Origin of the sequence: Pseudovibrio sp. M1P-2-3 (genome assembly GCF_031501865.1) — a bacterium.
Lineage (GTDB): Bacteria > Pseudomonadota > Alphaproteobacteria > Rhizobiales > Stappiaceae > Pseudovibrio > Pseudovibrio corallicola.
Genome location: NZ_JARRCW010000001.1, coordinates 4,480,869 through 4,499,711 on the forward strand (window position 1 = coordinate 4,480,869; position 18,843 = coordinate 4,499,711).

An 18,843-nucleotide genomic window follows, 5' to 3' on the forward strand; every position below is an offset into this window, starting at 1 on the left:
GAGGAGTATTGAAATGACCACGCTTCTTGTGGCTGAACACACAAATACAGAACTGAATGACGCAACATTAAAAGCAGCAGCAGCTGCTGCTGCAATGGGTGGTGACATCCATGTTCTCGTTGCGGGTAAAGATTGTGGCGCTGTTGCTGAATCTGCTGCCAAAATTTCCGGTGTCTCCAAGGTTATCGTTGCTGACAACGCCGCCTATGAGCACCAACTGGCAGAAGCAACTGCAGAGCTAATTCTGGGCCTTGCAAGTGACTATGATGCAATTATTGCGGCAGCTACAACCTCTGGTAAGAACACTCTTCCAAGAGTAGCGGCAAAGCTTGATGTCATGCAGATTTCAGATGTGATCGCTGTTGTTTCAGCTGACACATTTGAGCGTCCTATCTATGCAGGTAATGCTATTCAAACTGTACAGTCCACCGACGCTAAAAAGGTTCTGACAGTTCGTACAGCTTCCTTTGCAGCAGCAGGTACCGACGGTTCTGCCAGCATCGAGACTGTTTCTGTATCACCAACTTCTGACCTCTCTACCTTTGTAGGTGCAGAAATTGCTGAATCCGACCGCCCAGAACTGACTTCTGCGAAAATCATTATCTCCGGTGGCCGTGCACTTGGTTCTGAAGAGCAGTTCCAGAAAGTCATCACACCTGTGGCTGACAAACTTGGTGCAGCTATCGGCGCATCTCGCGCTGCTGTTGATGCCGGCTACGCTCCTAATGACTGGCAGGTTGGTCAGACAGGTAAAGTTGTAGCTCCAGATCTCTACATCGCTTGTGGTATCTCCGGTGCTATCCAGCATCTGGCAGGCATGAAAGACTCAAAAGTGATTGTTGCTATCAACAAGGACGAAGAAGCACCAATTTTCCAGGTTGCTGATTACGGCCTTGTAGCTGATCTCTTTGAAGCTCTCCCTGAGTTAGAAAAAACACTCTAATTCCACGTAAAGTTTAAAATTAGAACCCCGAAGTGAAATATTTCGCTTCGGGGTTCTTGCTGTTTAGTGCAAGACTTGCAATGTATAAAACTAACAATTTGTCTTGCAAGGCATCTATGCTTGCTTCAGTAAAAACTCGGATCGGACGATGGTGGTCGAACTAAAAAATATTGGTGTTATTGGCGCTGGCCAAATGGGGAATGGTATTGCCCATGTCTGTGCTTTGGCTGGTTACGATGTTATTTTATACGATATTAACTCGGAAAACCTTCAAAACTCCCTGAATGTCATTAAGAGTAATCTGGCTCGTCAGGCCTCCAAAGGCCTGATTACGACTGAACAGGAAAATAAAGCATTTAACCTGATCAAGACATTTGATGATGTGAACTGCTTGTCAGATACAGATCTCGTCATTGAGGCTGTAAGCGAAAACGAGCAGATCAAGCGTAAAGTTTTCAATAGCATTTGCCCGATTCTTAAGCCGGAAACAATTCTGGGAACCAATACGTCCTCCATATCAATTACCCGCCTTGCCTCCACAACTGATCGCCCTGAGCAGTTCATTGGAATTCATTTTATGAATCCCGTGCCGGTTATGGATTTGGTTGAGTTGGTCCGCGGTATTGCAACGGGTGATGAAACATTCGAGACCAGCCGTAACTTTGTTAAGTCACTAGGTAAAACAGTTGCTGTTTCCGAAGACTTCCCGGCATTTATGGTGAACCGTATTCTACTGCCAATGATCAATGAAGCTATCTATACGCTTTATGAAGGCGTTGGCTCGGTTGAAGCTATTGATACGGCTATGCGCCTTGGAGCCAACCATCCAATGGGTCCTTTGCAGCTCGCTGATTTCATTGGTTTGGATACATGCCTTTCCATTATGCAGACGCTTTATGAAGGTCTGGCGGATACCAAGTACCGCCCCTGCCCGCTGCTTGTGAAGTACGTGGAAGCCGGATGGCTTGGTCGCAAAACAAAACGCGGCTTCTATGACTACCGCGGAGAGATTCCAAAGCCTACACGCTAATACTCGCTCAATAGGATTTACATCCTATGTGCGTAAATTGTATTGTTCGCATCCGACTTAAACCCGCCATACCGGCGGGTTTATTTTTGCCTTTCCATCAATGCTATTTAAACGATCCTGAGAAGCCGCCTATGGAAAGCGGGTTATTCATTATGCCTTCTTTATCTGGCGTATCTGAAGAAAGCCCCCCTGTGAATGCACCAAACATACGCTTCACATAGCCCTCAGATAGCCCGTTAGTGATGAACACGAGCCGAGTGCGTTCATCCTCATCCGGCCACTGATCCAAGCGTACAGGTGGATGGAACACATGTTGAACACCGTGGATGACAAGTGGACGTTCCGGATCATTCTCAACTTTGATGATCCCCTTCACCCGTAGAAGCTTCTCACCTTGCGTTGAGCGAAGCAAATCAAGAAACATGTCTACGACGCTTTCAGAGACCGCTTGATTTGTAGAAATGGTGAAAGCTCGTATGGCATCTGAGTGCCTATTTGGATTGTGTTCGTGGTGAGAATGATCATGGCTGTGCGCTTCTTTGAAAGCTTCTTCTTTCAGCCAGCGTTGGACATCTGGAATTTTTGTTTCAGGATTATAAAGCCCGCAATTGATTAGGGCTTTGGCAGCTGCCTCACCATTTTGCGAGTTGAGAACTTCTGCCGCCGGGTTCAGGGTTTTCAGCTCTACTAGCAGTCTTTCATAGGCATCTTGACGCTCTTTGGTGTCCAGAAGATCCGTTTTCGTTAGAACAACTCGATCAGCCACTGCGATTTGTTTGACTGATTCTTCATGTTCTTGAACTGTCTGAAAACCATTGACAGCATCAACAAGTGTGACCACTCCATCGAGCCTGAAACGCATGACCAGATACGGGTGCAGCATGACGCTGTGAAGGACAGGGGCAGGATCGGCCAGCCCTGTTGTTTCAATAATAACCCGATTGATTGGCTTAATACGGCCGTTGTCTATACGCCGGAGAATGTCTTCCAGAGTATTAATCAGATCTCCGCGAATGGTACAGCACAGGCAGCCAGCAGACAGCTCGATTATGCCGTCTTCAATGGTATCTACGAGCAAATGATCCAGCCCAATTTCACCAAACTCATTGATGATAACAGCAGTATCTTCCAAAGCAGGCTCTTTTAGAACACTATTTAGGAGCGTTGTTTTTCCCGAACCAAGGAAGCCCGTAATAATGGTCAATGGGATGGGGGGTTTAGGCGTCTTTTGCATTTTCGAAGTTGCTCACGATTATACCTTTTCATCCTTATTATAGCTTATTTCCTCCTGCGCAATATGCAGTAGTTTTTGCCTGTGCTTCCCTCTGGTTTTTGTGGTGTCTATTTCCTTCATCCATTTCCGGGTGCATTCTTGGGAATTACAGCGTTATGAAGAGATTTACGGGCAACCGGCTTTGCTGTTGGCAGTGGTATATTCTCGGCCAAAGGCACACCCTTATGTTCTTTGATGCCTGCCACACCCACACTGACTTTTATAGGCGCGTAGGACTTTATCTGAGGGCCCAGAATTTCCTCATAGACCCGCGACCAGTTTACTTTGTTGTTTGCACTGACAACCTTTATCCCTTCGGAACGTGGAAGCTCTGAGTTTGCATAGGAGAGCGTAGGCAGCTCTGCTCGTTTTGTACCAAATCTATCGACAAGCTCTTGAGCTGTCGGCTTCTCATTCCGTTTACAGTATTGATCTGCTGGCGGACTTTTAACTTTTTGAGGGGCTAAGTGATAAAGTGACGGGCCAGTGCTGTTTTTAAACCCGTTATCAATGAGTTTTTTTGCAAATGCCGCTCTTTCAAGGCCTGAGGCCGCGCCTAATACAACGGCTATCAAGGTTCTGCCACGACGAGTTGCCGACGTTGCCACATTGTAACCGGAGTTACATATGTACCCTGTTTTCAGTCCATTGGCGCCTTCCACACGCAGAAGGTAATCCTTGTTCCCAGACCTCATTGTGCGCTTACCGAAACGAATACCCGCTTGTTTCATATAGTTTCGGTGTTGCGGGAATTCGGTCCACAAAGCCCGTGCAAGAATAGCAAGATCTCTAGCTGACGATACCTGCCTATTGTCAGGCAAACCGTGGGGGTTCACAAACTGTGTATGTGTTAAACCCATTTTTCTGGCGGTTTTGTTCATCATGCGAACAAACTCTTGTTCACTCCCACCAGCAGCTTCGCTAATCGCCACTGCAATATCATTTGCAGACTTTACAAGCAGCATATTCAAAGCGCTATCAAGGGTCATAAGTGTACCAACCTTGAAACCCATTTTGCTGGGAGGCTGGTTAAGAGCCCGCTGTGAAATCCGGACCGGGCTTTGCAGCGTAAGCTGGCTCTGCCCAATTTGGCTAAAGACCACATAGGCTGTCATCATTTTAGTGAGAGAGGCTGGATACCATTTTTGAAAAGCCTCATGCTGTTCAAGAACTGTTCCATCCTTCGCGTCCACAACGATCCATGCCGCCACATCAGCATTTGCAGGAAGAGCTCCGGTAGCCAAAGCCAGCAGAGCAGCCAAAACAATGGTCCTAAATTTTTTCATAAATCCAAAAATCACGGGTATAGCCAATTTGATCTATAATTTGATGGTCCAGAGTGAATAAAAATATCAGTCCCCTCTTACACAATATTTAAAAAATGACATTTCTAGACAGAGGCGCCCAATATCAAAATCTCAAACGACTTTCGAGTTACAAGCTTATCATGATGGACAATCATGACTTTGATACGCAACGTCCCTCACAATTATACGGCTTTCCATAAGTTTTTATACAGTGGCTTCTTAAGGATTTAAGGACGCTCAGAAGTGCGAAAGCCCATCTTACCCGATTAACGTCAGATTCGAGAACTTTGAGCATAATCAGTATTCGAATTGGCCCGAAGGCCCTACAACGTAAAATACAGGTGAACTGAATGCGTTTCCTACCCTTGAGTATTCTTTTTTATATCTCCTTGGTGATGGCCTCTTTTGGAGAGGAAACACACAATATCGTTCTTGATGATTGCCAGCAAAAAACATCAGAAAATGAAGTACTGGCCTGTTTCAATAGAAACTACCTCATTACCACTGTGGACTTGTCCAACTCCTATGAAAAAGCAGCTGCGCGAGTAAAATTAATTGATGAAACCAACGGCACGAATGACGCGTTTTCAGCGCTTGAGGACTCTCAACAGGCCTGGATACTTCACCGTAACAAGACTTGCAAATCATATGGTGAGATTGGGACCAACGCAGTCATAAAGAAACCCGAGACTGCAGAATGCCTTATCCGGTTAACATTAGAGAGAACGAAAAGCCTTTCCAAACTTTATTCAAAGTGACCCTCTTTCAAGCTGCACCTGTTCCAGACCAATTGAACTATGGTGGAACAACCAAAGTTTGAGAGGTGGACGCTAGACCTCATTCAAAAAGCATGCCCATAATACCCTTGGAGAGGAAATGTGCTGTAAAGCTCTAGCACACCTTTAAGGGAGGATAATAATGGCAGGAGAAGTTTTTCCAGTTCCTGAAAATATTGCTGATAATGCTTTGCTCGATAACGAGAAATACTTGGAGCTCTATCAAAAATCGGTTTCTGACCCCGAAGAGTTTTGGGGGGAGCATGGCCAGCGCATTGATTGGATCAAGCCTTACACTCGGGTGAAAAACACCAGTTATGATCCCCATAATGTGTCTATCAAATGGTTTGAGGATGGCACCTTGAATGTGGCGGCCAACTGCATTGACAGGCATTTGAGCGAGCGCGGCGATCAGGCTGCGATTATCTGGGAAGGAGATGACCCTTCCGAGCATAAAACTATCACCTATAAAGAGCTGGGCATTGCCGTAAACCGCTTTGCAAATGCGCTTTTGGCAAACGGTGTCACCAAGGGAGAGCGTGTCACCATCTATATGCCGATGATACCCGAGGCTGCCTATGCCATGCTGGCATGTGCCAGAATTGGGGCTATTCACTCCATCGTATTTGGTGGGTTTTCCCCCGAAAGCCTCGCGGGGCGTATTGAGGGGTGCCAATCCCGTTTTGTGATTACTGCTGACGAAGGGATACGCGGCGGGCGTAAGGTCCCTCTCAAAGCCAACACAGATGCCGCAATTGAAAAGTGCGGCGGTGTTGACAAGGTTTTTGTGGTCCAGCGCACTGGCGAGCCTGTTAACATGGTTGATGGCCGTGATGTCTGGTATCACGAAGAAGTTGAGAAGGCCTCGGCAGATTGCCCACCTGCTGAAATGAATGCGGAAGATCCGCTGTTTATTCTCTACACTTCCGGCTCCACTGGACAGCCGAAGGGTGTGCTGCACACCAGTGGCGGGTATCTGGTGTATGCATCCATGACCCATCAGTATGTCTTCGACTATAAACCCGGTGAGGTTTACTGGTGCACCGCCGATGTGGGCTGGGTGACGGGCCACAGCTATATTGTTTATGGGCCACTGGCCAACGGTGCCACAACCTTGATGTTTGAAGGCGTGCCAAACTACCCCACTTCCGCAAGACTCTGGGAAGTATGTGACAAGCACAAGGTCAATATCTTCTACACTGCTCCAACTGCTATTCGTGCCCTCATGGGGGCGGGCGATGATCTGGTAAAGCAAACCTCCCGTGACTCCCTGCGTATTTTGGGCTCTGTGGGCGAGCCTATCAATCCGGAAGCCTGGATGTGGTATTACAATGTGGTTGGCGAAGGGCGCTGTCCTATTGTGGACACATGGTGGCAGACGGAAACCGGCGGCATCCTCATTTCTCCCCTGCCCGGCGCGACGGATTTGAAACCCGGCTCTGCCACACGGCCCTTCTTTGGCGTTCAGCCCGCCATTGTTGATGGCGCTGGCAACTTTCTGGAGGGCGCCTGTGAAGGCAATCTGGTGATCACCGACAGCTGGCCGGGACAAATGCGCTCTGTTTACGGGGATCATGAACGCTTTGTGCAGACTTACTTTTCCTCCTACAAGGGGCTCTACTTCACCGGAGATGGCTGCCGGCGGGACGAGGACGGTTATTACTGGATCACAGGCCGCGTGGACGATGTGATCAACGTCTCCGGTCACCGTATGGGCACCGCCGAGGTGGAAAGCGCCCTTGTAGCCCATGACAAGGTCTCCGAAGCCGCTGTGGTGGGCTACCCCCATGACCTGAAGGGACAGGGAATTTATGCCTATGTGACCCTTATGGAGGGCGAAGAGCCAACGGAGGAGCTAAGACTAGCCCTTGTGAAACATGTCCGCTCGGAAATCGGTCCTATCGCCTCGCCCGATTTGATCCAGTTCTCTCCGGGCCTGCCAAAAACCCGCTCCGGCAAAATTATGCGCCGCATCCTGCGCAAGATTGCCGAGGACTCCTTTGAAAACTTAGGAGACACCTCAACCCTTGCCGACCCCACAGTGGTTGGCGAGTTGATTGACAACCGGCAAAACCGGTGAGCCTAAGAGTAGCAGATAAGCTTTGAGGGGGCATAAGTCCCCTCATGGGTCCCGAGTTACTTGGAAAGGAATATGCTTTGGATGTCGTTTGCTATTTTTGAAAAGGCTTGATTAAGGCCAGCAGCACCTTCTGCATTATAAAAGTCTGCAGGAGATGAGGCACATTTTTTTATGGTTTCCGTATTTTGATTCTTATAGGTACATACATACTCTTTGTCGTCTCCGCCTTTACCGCCTCCCTTTCCTCTTCCATTTCGTTTACCATTCTTGCTACCGTCTTCCTTTTCAACCTCAACTTTCTCACATTTATCAAAGTAAATAGAATAAATTTTAATATCTTTTGCTTTTATATTTTTACATAAATTTTCTACTGTATTATTTGCCAAGTCTACTGCATCCTTTTTACACTCTTCCTCATAAAAACTATTCCAATTATTTGACGGCTCTGTATCAAAACATTCATACGGCCTATAATCTTTTTTGATTTTGTCTTCTTTTCTAAAGACTTGGTTAAATACACCGTCAGTCATAAAGACTATGAACTTCAAGGTATCTTCTGATGTATATGAACTCGCAGCGGTGCTTGACCCTAAAAAAGTTCCCCAGTCAGGTGAGATTGAATTCCAGCCCCATGACAAACCACTTTGGCCAGCAGTTCCGCCCATTGGAGCTAATGTACTAATTTTACTAGTAACATCACTACGTTTTGTTGTTAGGGGAAGAAGTTCAGCATTAGGGCAATTGATACCATAAATCCCGTTGTCATCTCCACTTCCACCACCATAATAACTAGAAAAACTAGCGGAGTCAGCATCATAGTAATCATCTGTATACTGACTATCTCCGACCCGTTCTGTAACACAGCCTTTGTTTGATGTTCCCCGCGATACAATCGCTGCATTGCTACCAAGATTAACACCAGAACTGTAAGGTATGACAGATACCCGTACTTTGCTATCAGCCGAATTGTCATCCGGTGGCATTACTGTCTTTACAAGATCTTCTGCTGCAGAGCGAAGCGCTGCTATTTTTGATTGAGTGAGATCCGCAGGATCATTCATCGAATAAGTTGTATCCAAAACCAGTGCAATCTCTACTTTTTTCGTAGGCAACGTTGCCTGAGCACTTGACGTGACGCTTAGGGTTTCTAGGGAGCTGCCTCCAAGTAATGGAAGAAGCTTTAGAAAGAAAGTTGGAACCTGCGCCGTCACCGATACATTGATTTTGTCTTTGTCATCTGAAAAGCTGAGACTAGGGCTCGCCAGTTTGATATCCCGATAAAGCCCACTGCTTCCATTGTCACCATTTGCGGAATTCAGGGCTTTTCTATTGATGTTTGCGAGGAAGAATTGCTCAAATTCTGTCTCGGCTTCCCCTTCTTTCAACTCAACTGTCGTCGCTTTATACGCCACCGCCAAAACCGCATTGTCGATCGCATTGCTGATTGTTTGTTTGGTTTTGATGGTTCGGGCCAGATCTATCGCTGCACCGGCCATGATAATAAGAACGACCATCATTAAGCCGGTAATTACAGCAATGGCTCCGTCGTTGGACTTTAGAAATCTTTTGATTAGGGTCGATTTCGGACTGCGCATTCCTTACCTCAACCTGTGATAAATTTAGTAAAATTTACTTAAATATATCATAGATTGTATGATTCCACCGGAGAAGCTTAGGGTATATTTGCTTCAAGGGGATTAAGGTTAATGATGCCTTAACGCCCTATTACGGCTCCAGCTCCGTATCCCAGTAAAGAAAGTCCATCCAGCTTTCGTGCAGGTAGTTGGGCGGGAACTGGCGTCCGTTTCGGTGCAGATCAGTTACTTTTGGCAGGTAGGGCATCTGCCGTGGCCTCATTTGCATTTCTTGCCACAAGCGGTTTGACTTTCTCAAGTTACAAGGCGAACAAGCTGTAATCACGTTTTGCCATGTGGTCTGCCCGCCTTTGGAGCGGGGAATGAGGTGGTCAAACGTCAAATCATTCCTTGAACCACAGTATTGGCATTCGAATTTATCGCGCAGGAAAACATTAAAGCGGGTAAATGCCGGATGCCTGTTGGTGGGCACGAAATATTTCAGGGCCACAACACTTGGCAGGCGAAGGGTAAAGCTTGGGCTGCGCACACAAGCCTCGTATTCAGATACGATATTCACCCGTTCCAGAAAAACAGCTTTAACAGTCTCTTGCCACGACCACAGTGACAAGGGGTAATAGGATAAGGGCCGGTAATCCGCATTTAGGACCAATGCAGGATTGGAGCCCGAGGATACCGAAATAGTCACAGCCTACTCCTTGATTTCATTGCAGAAATCACTTGCACTTCTGCGCTGGAAAAGTCTTGGGCACTTAAGATAGTGTAGGCATTAAATGACACTGTTGTGAAGAGTGAAGATTAATAATTACTTTTTGTTTATTGTAAAATCCGAGTTCAAAACTCTTAAGCCCATGAAATGAAAAAGACTATTCATAGGAGCACTACAAATAAAAACGGGCACTCAAAAAGAATGCCCGATATCCAATAGGGATTTATTTCGCTTTTACTGGAACTCTCTCACATCCACAAACCGGCCTGCAATTGCAGCGGCGGCGGCCATGCCCGGGGAAACGAGATGGGTTCTGCCCTTGAAGCCCTGACGGCCTTCGAAGTTGCGGTTTGATGTGGAGGCGCAACGCTCACCCGGCTTCAGCTTATCCGCGTTCATGGCCAGACACATGGAACAACCAGGCTCACGCCACTCAAAGCCAGCGGCCTTGAAAATCTCGTCCAGACCTTCCGCTTCTGCCTGTGCCTTCACAAGGCCGGAACCGGGAACCACCATGGCATTGACAGAGCTTGCCACATGTTTACCTTTGGCAACGCTTGCAGCTTCGCGCAGGTCTTCAATACGTCCGTTTGTACAGGAGCCGATAAACACGCGGTCGATGGCAATGTCTGTCACCTTGGTGCCAGCTTCCAGCCCCATGTATTCCAACGCACGTTCTTTTGAGTGACGGCGGTTTTCATCTGCAATCTTGCTTGGGTCAGGAACGATCCCATCAATCGAAATAACATCTTCCGGGGAAGAGCCCCATGTGACGTTGGGCTTCAAAGATGCCGCTTCAATAACGATTTCATGGTCAAAAGCCGCTTCTTCATCGGTGAACAGGCTGGACCAGTACTCAACGGCCTGATCCCACTGCTCGTCCTTCGGCGCTTTTGGACGGCCTTTCAGGTAGGCATATGTTTTTTCATCTGGCGCGATAAGACCAGCACGCGCGCCAGCCTCAATGGACATGTTGCACACGGTCATACGACCTTCCATAGACAGGTCCGTAATCGCCTCACCTGCATATTCAATCACATATCCGGTGCCGCCAGCAGTGCCCAGCTCACCAATGATCGCCAGAACGATATCTTTGGCGGTGACGCCGACAGGCGCTTTGCCTTTCACAAGAACACGCAGGTTCTTTGCTTTTTGCTGGATCAAGGTTTGGGAAGCAAGCACATGCTCAACTTCCGACGTTCCGATGCCATGGGCGAGCGAGCCGAATGCGCCGTGAGTAGAGGTGTGGCTATCGCCGCACACAATGGTCATACCCGGCAGCGTGAAGCCCTGCTCTGGGCCAACGATATGCACAACGCCCTGACGCTTGTCCATTTCAGAATAATATTCAACGCCGAACTCGGCAGCGTTCTTTGCAAGCGTATTCACCTGCAAGGCGCTTTCAGGGTCGTCAATCCCTTTGGAACGGTCTGTTGTTGGAACGTTATGGTCCACCACAGCCAGCGTTCTTTTCGGGTGGCGCACCTTGCGGCCTGCCATGCGCAAGCCTTCAAATGCCTGCGGACTCGTCACCTCATGAACGAGATGGCGATCAATGTATAGTAGGCAGGTACCATCATCCTGCGTACTTACAACATGATGATCCCAAATCTTGTCATAGAGGGTCTTTGCCTGCGGCATAACTCATTCTCCTGAAACGTTCAAAGCGTGCGAACACTCCCTATGTTTTGTCTGAATGGGCCTAAAATAGCAACGTGTCAAAAATTGAATTTCTCTCAACGTTAAAGTGGTAGTAATCGCAACCTGCCGATTTCGTAAGGTTTTGGGCACGCACTGCAAAGCAGCACCACACGGCTTCCCGGGCAGATTGGAAATCAAGACCCCGAGGAACGGGAGTGGCAAGGCAAACAGGCCCAAGCCTGCGCAGTAATTCATAAAATGTTTCTTCGGCTTTGGCCTGTCGCCTTGCCCGGGTCTTTTTTTGCAGCGCAGGCACATTGCCCCGGATAGGCGCCATAAGACAGTTTCCTGTCACCACTGTACGCCACCCAAGGATATGCATGTCTTAAAGGAGACCTGTGGCCTCGCTCCGGTAAGAACCCGCATGCACGAACCATCCGGAAAGATACGTTACCTCTCCCCGTTAGCCCAACCCGGCCCATAACGCCCCGGCGGACGGTCCACCGAAGGCCCGCTTTCATGGGCACGAAGCAAGTGTAGAGGAGGTGAGGCAGAGGGGGATAAGATTCTATGAGAAGTATCTACCAAAGACAGGTGGGAAGTTTTCGCGGATACGCATGAGCTAAAAAGTGGAGGATAGTCGTTACATGGAGTTACATTAAATAGGCATAGAGTAATTATATTGAATGACGAGTACTGTAGCAAAGGGAAATGAACTCGAAAACAAGTTCTATAAATACCTCCGAGACCAACAAGATCGAGGGGATTTAGTCTATGGAGCATATCCTGGTGAACTTTGTAAGATTCATAAAAAGAAAAAGTACCTCTGTAATTTTCGCGGAGGCGAAGTTGAATTTGATGTTGTTCTCGAGATTTATGCCAAAGGAAGAACTTCACCACAAATATACGTGGTTTTTGAATGTAAAAATTATGGAAACAGTATTCCCGAAATCGAAGTTAATGATTTTTCACATAAGTTAGAGCGAATATTCAAGCACGCAGTCAAAGGTGTTTTTGTTGTATCAACTCGACTGCAATCCGGGGCTGAGCACGTCGTAAGAAATAGCCGTATTGGAATTGTCAAATATGATGAACATGGCTTTGAAGTCGTCTCTGATCGCACAGGTAACACATGTTTAGAACGTGGTTATGTAGGGTCACAAATCTTTAGCAACGTGAACCAACCCAACCCCTTAAAATTTTCAGCATATTATGGCGGAAGTTTTTTTGGTTCACTCAATCATTTTTTGGGAGCTATTATTTCAAATAAGCCCATAGACGACGGGCTTGAGAGCAAGCGGATAAATATCCCATATGTCTCTTTTGATGATTTAAATACGTCAGCTCAATATCTTCTGGAAGTAATTGATTATTTTGATGGTGACGTTGATCTAAAAAAAATCTGCGCTACACTTAATATTGATCTTCAGTGCTCTAAAGAAAAAATAACCAACAATTACGGTAATCCAATATTAGGATCAGCAAACTTCGATCAGAAAACTATTAAGATTAATTTTCATAAAAATAAGGAACGAAAAAGATTCACCATCGCGCATGAAATCGGGCATTTTTATATGCAACATGATCGCTACTTACGCTCTGAAACCCATATAGAGAATGATCTTTTATTAGATAGTGATAGAGAAAACGAATTTCATTATGAGCGCCTTGAGTATCAAGCCAATACTTTCGCTTCGTGCCTACTCCTTCCCGAAAAGAGCTTCCTGAGAAAAATTGAAGAATATAGGGCAGGTCTAGATATCAAAAACAGAGGCCACGGTTACATCTATGTTGATGATCAACCTTGCAATTATACAATCTACAAACTTTTTCTAACGCAGTTAAAATTGCATTTTAAGGTTTCTGAGCAAGCGATTGAAATTAAGCTCAAGAAGATGGGACTACTTAATGATCAGAGAGCATTCTCATTAGCCAAGCTGTAAAAATTTAAGTTTGCAATGGCCTTAAGCGCCTAACACAATAAAAAACCTGCTGCCTGTGAAAGGCAGCAGGTTCTTTTGTACTGAAAGTACAGAAACTTAGCTTATTCAGCAGCGGCTTCTTTTGCAGCGGCTTTTTCAGCTTCTTTTGCAGCTTTAACAGCAGCAGCAGCTTCACGAGCTTTTTCGTTAAGACGCTTTGCACGTGCGTTAGTTGCTTCAACGATACGTGCAGACTTACCGCGACGCTCACGCAGGTAGTACAGTTTCGCACGACGTACACGGCCGCGACGAATAACTTCCACGCCTTCAACCATTGGGCTGAAGATCGGGAATACACGCTCAACGCCTTCACCGTAAGAAATCTTACGAACAGTGAAGCTTTCGTTGATGCCACCGCCGGAGCGAGCAATACAAACGCCTTCATAAGCCTGTACACGTGTACGTGTGCCTTCGGTTACGCGAACCAAAACACGAACAGTGTCACCAGGGGAGAATTCAGGAAGCTTGCGGTTCTCTTCGATGCGAGCCATTTCTTCAGCATCGAGCTGCTCAATAATATTCATAGCAGTAATCCATTTTCTGCAATTGGTCAGAGCGTCCGCAAACAGTCCAGCTGTAGGGACGTATACACCAAACCTTCTCAAGACCGGGAAGTAAGAGTGGAACAGCTTCAAATCATTAAGATTGCAGCAAGTGTTCCAGACTCCGGTTGGCGCGGTAATAAACGGTTTTTGCCCGTTTGTCACCGGAAAAATACCGCAGGGACTGTCTAGCCCTTTTTACCGTCTAAATAAGCTTTCCAGAGGTCCGGACGGCGCTGTTTTGTCAGCTCCTGTGATTGCTCCAGACGCCATTTATCGATCAACTTGTGATTCCCGCCTGTGAGGATATCGGGAATCGGTCGGCCCTCGAATTCAACGGGGCGTGTGTAGTGGGGATGCTCCAGCAGACCGTTTTCAAAGCTCTCGCTGTCACCGCTTTCCTTGTTGCCCATAACACCGGGAAGCAGGCGCACAACCGCATCCAGAAGGATGGTGGCGGCCATTTCACCGCCTGAGAGAATGTAATCGCCGATGGAGACCTCTTGCAGGTTCCGCGCTTCAATCACCCGCTGGTCCACGCCCTCAAAGCGGCCACACACGATAATCGCCCCCGGCCCCTCGGCCAGATCCCGCGCCATTTCCTGCGTTAACGGCTTGCCGCGTGGGCTCATAAGAAACCTTGGACGGGGATCATTTTCCTCCGTCACATCATCAATGGCCTTTGCAAGGATATCCGGCTTGAGCACCATCCCTGCCCCGCCGCCTGAAGGCGTATCATCAACCGAGCGGTGCTTGTCGGTGGCGTAATCGCGGATGTTGTGGGCGTTCAGCGTCCAGTCCCCCCGCTCCAGCGCTTTCCCCGAAAGGCTCAGGCCCAGATTTGCAGGAAACATTTCAGGATAAAGAGTGAGGATGCTGGCTCTAAAGGTCATAGGTCTCGTCGTGAGGTTAAAGAATTCATTGGCCCTGCAATTACTAGATCAAGCCGCAAACAGGAACCCCAAACGCTCAGTATTTGTTAAAACTAGGCGGCTGTTTCAGAAGCTTCAGGAAAACTCTGCTCGTTTGCGGGTGCTGACGAATACTGAATACAGAACAACCCCGCCATTAAAAGAAGAGCTCCAAGAACTCTGATCCCTGATACTCTTATTTCAGGATTTCCGAATGCGCCAAAATGATCCAGCGCGATGGACATTATTGTCTGTCCCACTATTGCAGCGATCAAGACATTGGCGATCCCGATTTTAGGCATCAAAAACATCATCGCGCTTACAAAAATAGCTCCAAGCACTCCGGGAAGAAAGAGATACCAGTCTACTACCGCTAAAGACTTTAGAGAGGGCGCAGGCATACGAAGCACCAGAATGACCACAAAACAGCTAATCAGCCCGCCTAGGTATGAAATAAACGTCGAATGCATAGGGTTTTCAAGGAGAGCACCCAATTTTCCACCAAGAGCACCTTGCAGAGGAAGAGCAAAGCCAGCAATGACAGCTAGAAATAGATAACCAATATTCATACCATTCCTCGATCAAGCAAGCAAAAACCCAATAAAATTGCTATGCCTCTGTTGCTTTTGCAGGGCCGATAACCACTCTTCCCATAAAGCAGTATCAGCAGGAGATCCATCGTCCAGAAGTCTCATGTAACTAAGAAATCCAGTCAGATCTCCTGATCCCGTGACAAGTTTTCCAAAATATAACATGCAAATGCTATACTCAGGCGAAGGGTGAGCGGGATAGTTTTTAGATTCTATTGTTATCTATTGGAGATTAAAAGTAAGCAGACAGCTTACCCGTCTTCACCGCCGGTTTCAGGCTCTTTTTCACCTGCTGCAAAAAAGCCTTCCGGTGGGATGACGGTCACTTTGCCAGCTTCCAGATCGATAGCCGGAACCACTGCCTTGGTAAACGGGAAATAGACTGTTCCGCCGCTTTGTGGCTTTACTTCCAGCAGTTCGCCAGCGCCGAAGTTTTCCAGCGAGACCACTTTGCCTAAAGGTTCCCCTGCTCCGTCAATAACGGAGAGGCCGATGAGGTCTGAGTGGTAGAACTCGTCTTCGTCTTCTGTTTCGGGAAGTTTATGGCGGGCGATGTAAAGCTTGGTGCCGTTCAGAGCTTCGGCCGCGTTGCGATCGTTAATGCCTTCGAACTTGGTAACAACCACGGTCTTTTGCACACGGGCGCGCTTTACCTTGAATTTTTGCTGGCCATCGGCTGTTTCCAGCTTGCCATAATCAGCAAATGAGAGCGGATCATCGCCAAAGGGTTTCACCCGCACCTCACCACGAATACCGTGGGCAGCTCCAACCTGTGCCATCAAGATGAGTTCATCTGATTTAGCTGACATTTAATAGCCCTTTCACAGACTGGAAACCAGTTTAAAGCAGCAAAATACTTCACCGCTTTAAACTGTAATTCTGCGTGTACCCTAACCTGAAAACGCGTAGGCACTTTCAGGTGATACACGGCAAAAATTATTCAGCAGCAGCTTCTTCAGCAGCAGCGGCAGCAGCAGCTTTTGCTTCTTCTTCAGCAGCCAGCTTTTCGTCAAGACGCTCTTGAGCTTTCTTGCCGAGTTTCGCTTTGTTCGGGTTGTTGCGTGCTTCACGCTTCAAGAGACCAGCTTCGTCGAGGAAGCGGTGAACACGGTCTGTTGGCTGTGCGCCGTTGGAGAGCCAGTGCTTGATGCGCTCTTCGTCCAGTTCAACGCGCTTTTCGTCGCCTTTTGGCAGCATTGGGTTGTAGCGACCAACGATTTCAAGGAAACGACCGTCACGTGGGGAGCGAACGTCAGCAATTACGATACGGTAGAATGGACGCTTTTTTGCGCCACCGCGTGCGAGACGGATTTTAGTAGCCATGTTTATTCTCCTAGAATTCAATTAGCGCTGTGGTCAGCGGCAATGGCTTCGTGATGCCGAATAACTTCCTTCACAATGAAGTTCAGAAATTTCTCAGCAAAGTCAGGGTCTAAGTTCGAATCCGCCGCCAGCTGACGGAGGCGTTCAATTTGTCTTTTTTCTCTCTCAAGGTCTGCCGGGGGAAGGTCATGGGTTGCCTTCAACTCGCCAACAGCCTGCGTACAACGAAAACGTTCGGCCAGCATGTGAACCAGCGCTGCATCAATATTGTCGATACTGGAGCGCAGGGAGCCAAGCAGTGCCTGAGCCTGTACGGACTTGTCAGAGCCACTCATATTATTTTTTCCCCTTGCCAAGACCTGGCAGGCCGCCACCTAGGCCGGGAAGTTTAGGACCGCCGATACCCGGAAGACCTTTAGGAAGTTCCATGCCGCCTGGCATTTGTCCAGCTTTTGCCATCTGTTCAAGGGCTTTGGGGTCGATGTCGGGCATACCGCCCATTCCAGGCATGCCGCCCATGCCCGGCATTCCGCCGCCCATGGCACCCATCATCTTGCCCAGCATACCTTTGCCCTTGCCTTTGCTCATGGCCTTCATCATGTCGGCCATCTGGCGGTGCATTTTAAGCAGCTTGTTCACATCAGCAACGGAAACACCTGAACCGGCGGCAACACGCTTTTTACGGCTGGCCTTCAACAGTTCGGGTTTAGAACGTTCCTGCTTGGTCATGGATTCAATGATCGCAACCTGACGCTTGAACATTTTCTCATCAATGTTCGCAGCTTCAATCTGCTTTTTCATTTTGCCAATACCGGGCATCATGCCCATCATACCGGACATGCCACCCATTTTTTCCATCTGGCCAAGCTGGTCTTTCAGATCATTCAGGTCAAAGTGACCTTTCTGCATCTTTCTGGCCATCTCTGCGGCTTTTTCCGCATCAATTGCCTCGGCAGCTTTTTCCACGAGGGAAACGATATCGCCCATACCCAAGATACGGTCGGCAATACGTTTAGGGTAGAAATCTTCTAGTTCTTCAGCTTTTTCACCGGTACCAATGAGCTTGATCGGCTTGCCTGTGACCGCACGCATGGAAAGAGCAGCACCACCACGGCCATCACCATCCATACGGGTCAGCATAATGCCGGTAATCCCGACGCGCTCATCGAAGTTCTTTGCCAGATTAACAGCGTCTTGACCGGTCAGGGCATCGGCAACAAGCAAGATCTCATGGGGGTTGGTCGCCTTTTTGATGTCCGCCATCTCAACCATGAGAGGCTCATCAATGTGGGTACGTCCCGCTGTATCAAGGATAACAACATCGTAACCGCCAAGCTTGGCCGCTGTCATTGCACGGTTGGCAATATCGACAGGCATCTGACCGTCAACGATCGGCAGGGTATCAACGTCGTTCTGTTCACCCAGAACACGCAGCTGTTCTTGAGCTGCCGGACGGCGTGTATCCAGAGACGCCATCAACACTTTGCGCTTGTCGCGGCGTGTGAGACGCAGAGCAATTTTGCCGGAAGCTGTTGTTTTACCAGCACCTTGCAAACCAACCATCATGATACAGACAGGGGCAGGTGCGTTCAGGTCGATCAGGTTGTCTTCAGTTCCAAGCATCTCCACGAGTTGATCGTGAACGATTTTGACCACCATCTGGCCCGGCTTGATAGATTTAACAACCTCAGCGCCAACAGCGCGGTTTTTCACCTTATCGGTAAAGGAACGCACGATAGGCAATGCCACATCAGCCTCAATGAGCGCGCGGCGAACTTCGCGCAGCGCTTCATTAACATCGGCTTCTGAAAGAGCACCACGTTTGGTGAGCTTATCGAGAATGCCGCCGAGGCGATCTGACAGGTTATCGAACATAGCGTTCCTTTTACAAATTCGTGTTTCTGAAACAGTTGAGAGCAAAGTCTACTTCAAACCTTGCCTCTCAGCATCAGGAAAGTTCTGTTACCGCCGATTTCCACTAGGGTCCCGCGCAATAATGCAGGGACATAGCAAAAAAGCACCCGAGGGCGCAACGCGCTGTCGGATGTTGACCTCTGGGATCTCTTTATACCTTCTCGGGTCCCAGTCAGTGGCTCGAAAAACAAACCTTTTCAGAATTTCGCCTGTTTTTAGAGCTTCAC

General features: G+C 48.0%; 18 protein-coding genes. 5 read left to right on the forward strand and 13 right to left on the reverse strand.

All coding sequences use genetic code 11. The features are described from left to right. Positions 1-13 precede the first annotated feature (13 nt). A complete protein-coding gene (locus P6574_RS19780) occupies positions 14-943 on the forward strand; it encodes an electron transfer flavoprotein subunit alpha/FixB family protein (RefSeq protein WP_310621920.1) in 930 nt (309 codons plus the stop codon). Positions 944-1,091: 148 nt separating this feature from the next. After that, on the forward strand, positions 1,092-1,973 hold the full coding sequence (locus tag P6574_RS19785) for a 3-hydroxybutyryl-CoA dehydrogenase (RefSeq protein ID WP_310621921.1): 882 nt from the start codon (positions 1,092-1,094) through the stop codon (positions 1,971-1,973). 103 nt (positions 1,974-2,076) lie between these two features. Here the strand turns inward: P6574_RS19785 and P6574_RS19790 are convergent, their stop codons facing one another. Further along, positions 2,077-3,177 carry a CobW family GTP-binding protein gene (locus P6574_RS19790; protein ID WP_310621922.1) on the reverse strand — a complete coding sequence of 367 codons (1,101 nt, stop codon included), beginning with the start codon at positions 3,175-3,177 and terminating at the stop codon, positions 2,077-2,079. 146 nt (positions 3,178-3,323) lie between these two features. Beyond that, on the reverse strand, positions 3,324-4,532 hold the full coding sequence (locus tag P6574_RS19795; protein ID WP_310621923.1) for a D-alanyl-D-alanine carboxypeptidase family protein: 1,209 nt from the start codon (positions 4,530-4,532) through the stop codon (positions 3,324-3,326). Positions 4,533-4,903: 371 nt separating this feature from the next. Here P6574_RS19795 and P6574_RS19800 point away from each other — a divergent pair, with 371 nt between their 5' ends. After that, on the forward strand, positions 4,904-5,311 hold the full coding sequence (locus P6574_RS19800; RefSeq protein WP_310621924.1) for a lysozyme inhibitor LprI family protein: 408 nt from the start codon (positions 4,904-4,906) through the stop codon (positions 5,309-5,311). Between the two features lie 160 nt (positions 5,312-5,471). Next, the gene (gene acs / locus P6574_RS19805; protein WP_310621925.1) at positions 5,472-7,409 is read left to right on the forward strand and encodes an acetate--CoA ligase; all 1,938 of its coding nucleotides are present in this window, start codon (positions 5,472-5,474) and stop codon (positions 7,407-7,409) included. A gap of 56 nt (positions 7,410-7,465) precedes the next feature. Here the strand turns inward: acs and P6574_RS19810 are convergent, their stop codons facing one another. The 4 genes from P6574_RS19810 to P6574_RS19825 all read right to left on the reverse strand — a co-directional run bounded on the left by P6574_RS19810 (position 7,466) and on the right by P6574_RS19825 (position 11,691). Continuing rightward, positions 7,466-9,004 carry a pilus assembly protein gene (locus P6574_RS19810; protein ID WP_310621926.1) on the reverse strand — a complete coding sequence of 513 codons (1,539 nt, stop codon included), beginning with the start codon at positions 9,002-9,004 and terminating at the stop codon, positions 7,466-7,468. A gap of 130 nt (positions 9,005-9,134) precedes the next feature. Continuing rightward, on the reverse strand, positions 9,135-9,692 hold the full coding sequence (locus tag P6574_RS19815) for an HNH endonuclease (RefSeq protein WP_310621927.1): 558 nt from the start codon (positions 9,690-9,692) through the stop codon (positions 9,135-9,137). Positions 9,693-9,947: 255 nt separating this feature from the next. Beyond that, entirely contained in the window at positions 9,948-11,354 is a 1,407-nt protein-coding gene (gene leuC, locus P6574_RS19820; protein WP_310621928.1) for a 3-isopropylmalate dehydratase large subunit, read from the reverse strand. A 61-nt stretch (positions 11,355-11,415) separates the two neighbouring features. Then, the gene (locus P6574_RS19825; protein ID WP_310621929.1) at positions 11,416-11,691 is read right to left on the reverse strand and encodes a hypothetical protein; all 276 of its coding nucleotides are present in this window, start codon (positions 11,689-11,691) and stop codon (positions 11,416-11,418) included. Positions 11,692-12,040: 349 nt separating this feature from the next. Between P6574_RS19825 and P6574_RS19830 the strand changes: the two genes are divergently transcribed. After that, the gene (locus P6574_RS19830; protein ID WP_310621930.1) at positions 12,041-13,297 is read left to right on the forward strand and encodes an ImmA/IrrE family metallo-endopeptidase; all 1,257 of its coding nucleotides are present in this window, start codon (positions 12,041-12,043) and stop codon (positions 13,295-13,297) included. 101 nt (positions 13,298-13,398) lie between these two features. On the opposite strand, the gene rplS is transcribed toward P6574_RS19830, so the two are convergent. The 7 genes from rplS to ffh all read right to left on the reverse strand — a co-directional run bounded on the left by rplS (position 13,399) and on the right by ffh (position 18,577). Further along, positions 13,399-13,860, reverse strand: coding sequence for a 50S ribosomal protein L19 (rplS, locus tag P6574_RS19835; protein ID WP_310621931.1), 462 nt, complete (start codon positions 13,858-13,860; stop codon positions 13,399-13,401). Between the two features lie 206 nt (positions 13,861-14,066). Then, the gene (gene trmD, locus P6574_RS19840) at positions 14,067-14,771 is read right to left on the reverse strand and encodes a tRNA (guanosine(37)-N1)-methyltransferase TrmD (protein ID WP_310621932.1); all 705 of its coding nucleotides are present in this window, start codon (positions 14,769-14,771) and stop codon (positions 14,067-14,069) included. Between the two features lie 92 nt (positions 14,772-14,863). Continuing rightward, the gene (locus P6574_RS19845; protein WP_310621933.1) at positions 14,864-15,358 is read right to left on the reverse strand and encodes a DMT family transporter; all 495 of its coding nucleotides are present in this window, start codon (positions 15,356-15,358) and stop codon (positions 14,864-14,866) included. A 272-nt stretch (positions 15,359-15,630) separates the two neighbouring features. After that, positions 15,631-16,188, reverse strand: a complete 558-nt coding sequence (gene rimM, locus P6574_RS19850; protein ID WP_310621934.1) for a ribosome maturation factor RimM — start codon at positions 16,186-16,188, stop codon at positions 15,631-15,633. A 127-nt stretch (positions 16,189-16,315) separates the two neighbouring features. Beyond that, entirely contained in the window at positions 16,316-16,702 is a 387-nt protein-coding gene (gene rpsP / locus P6574_RS19855) for a 30S ribosomal protein S16 (RefSeq protein WP_310621935.1), read from the reverse strand. Positions 16,703-16,719: 17 nt separating this feature from the next. Next, positions 16,720-17,037 (reverse strand): chorismate mutase, encoded by a 318-nt coding sequence (locus P6574_RS19860; RefSeq protein ID WP_310621936.1) that lies wholly within the window; start codon positions 17,035-17,037, stop codon positions 16,720-16,722. A gap of 1 nt (position 17,038) precedes the next feature. Next, a complete protein-coding gene (gene ffh / locus P6574_RS19865; protein WP_310621937.1) occupies positions 17,039-18,577 on the reverse strand; it encodes a signal recognition particle protein in 1,539 nt (512 codons plus the stop codon). Between the last annotated feature and the right edge of the window lie 266 nt (positions 18,578-18,843).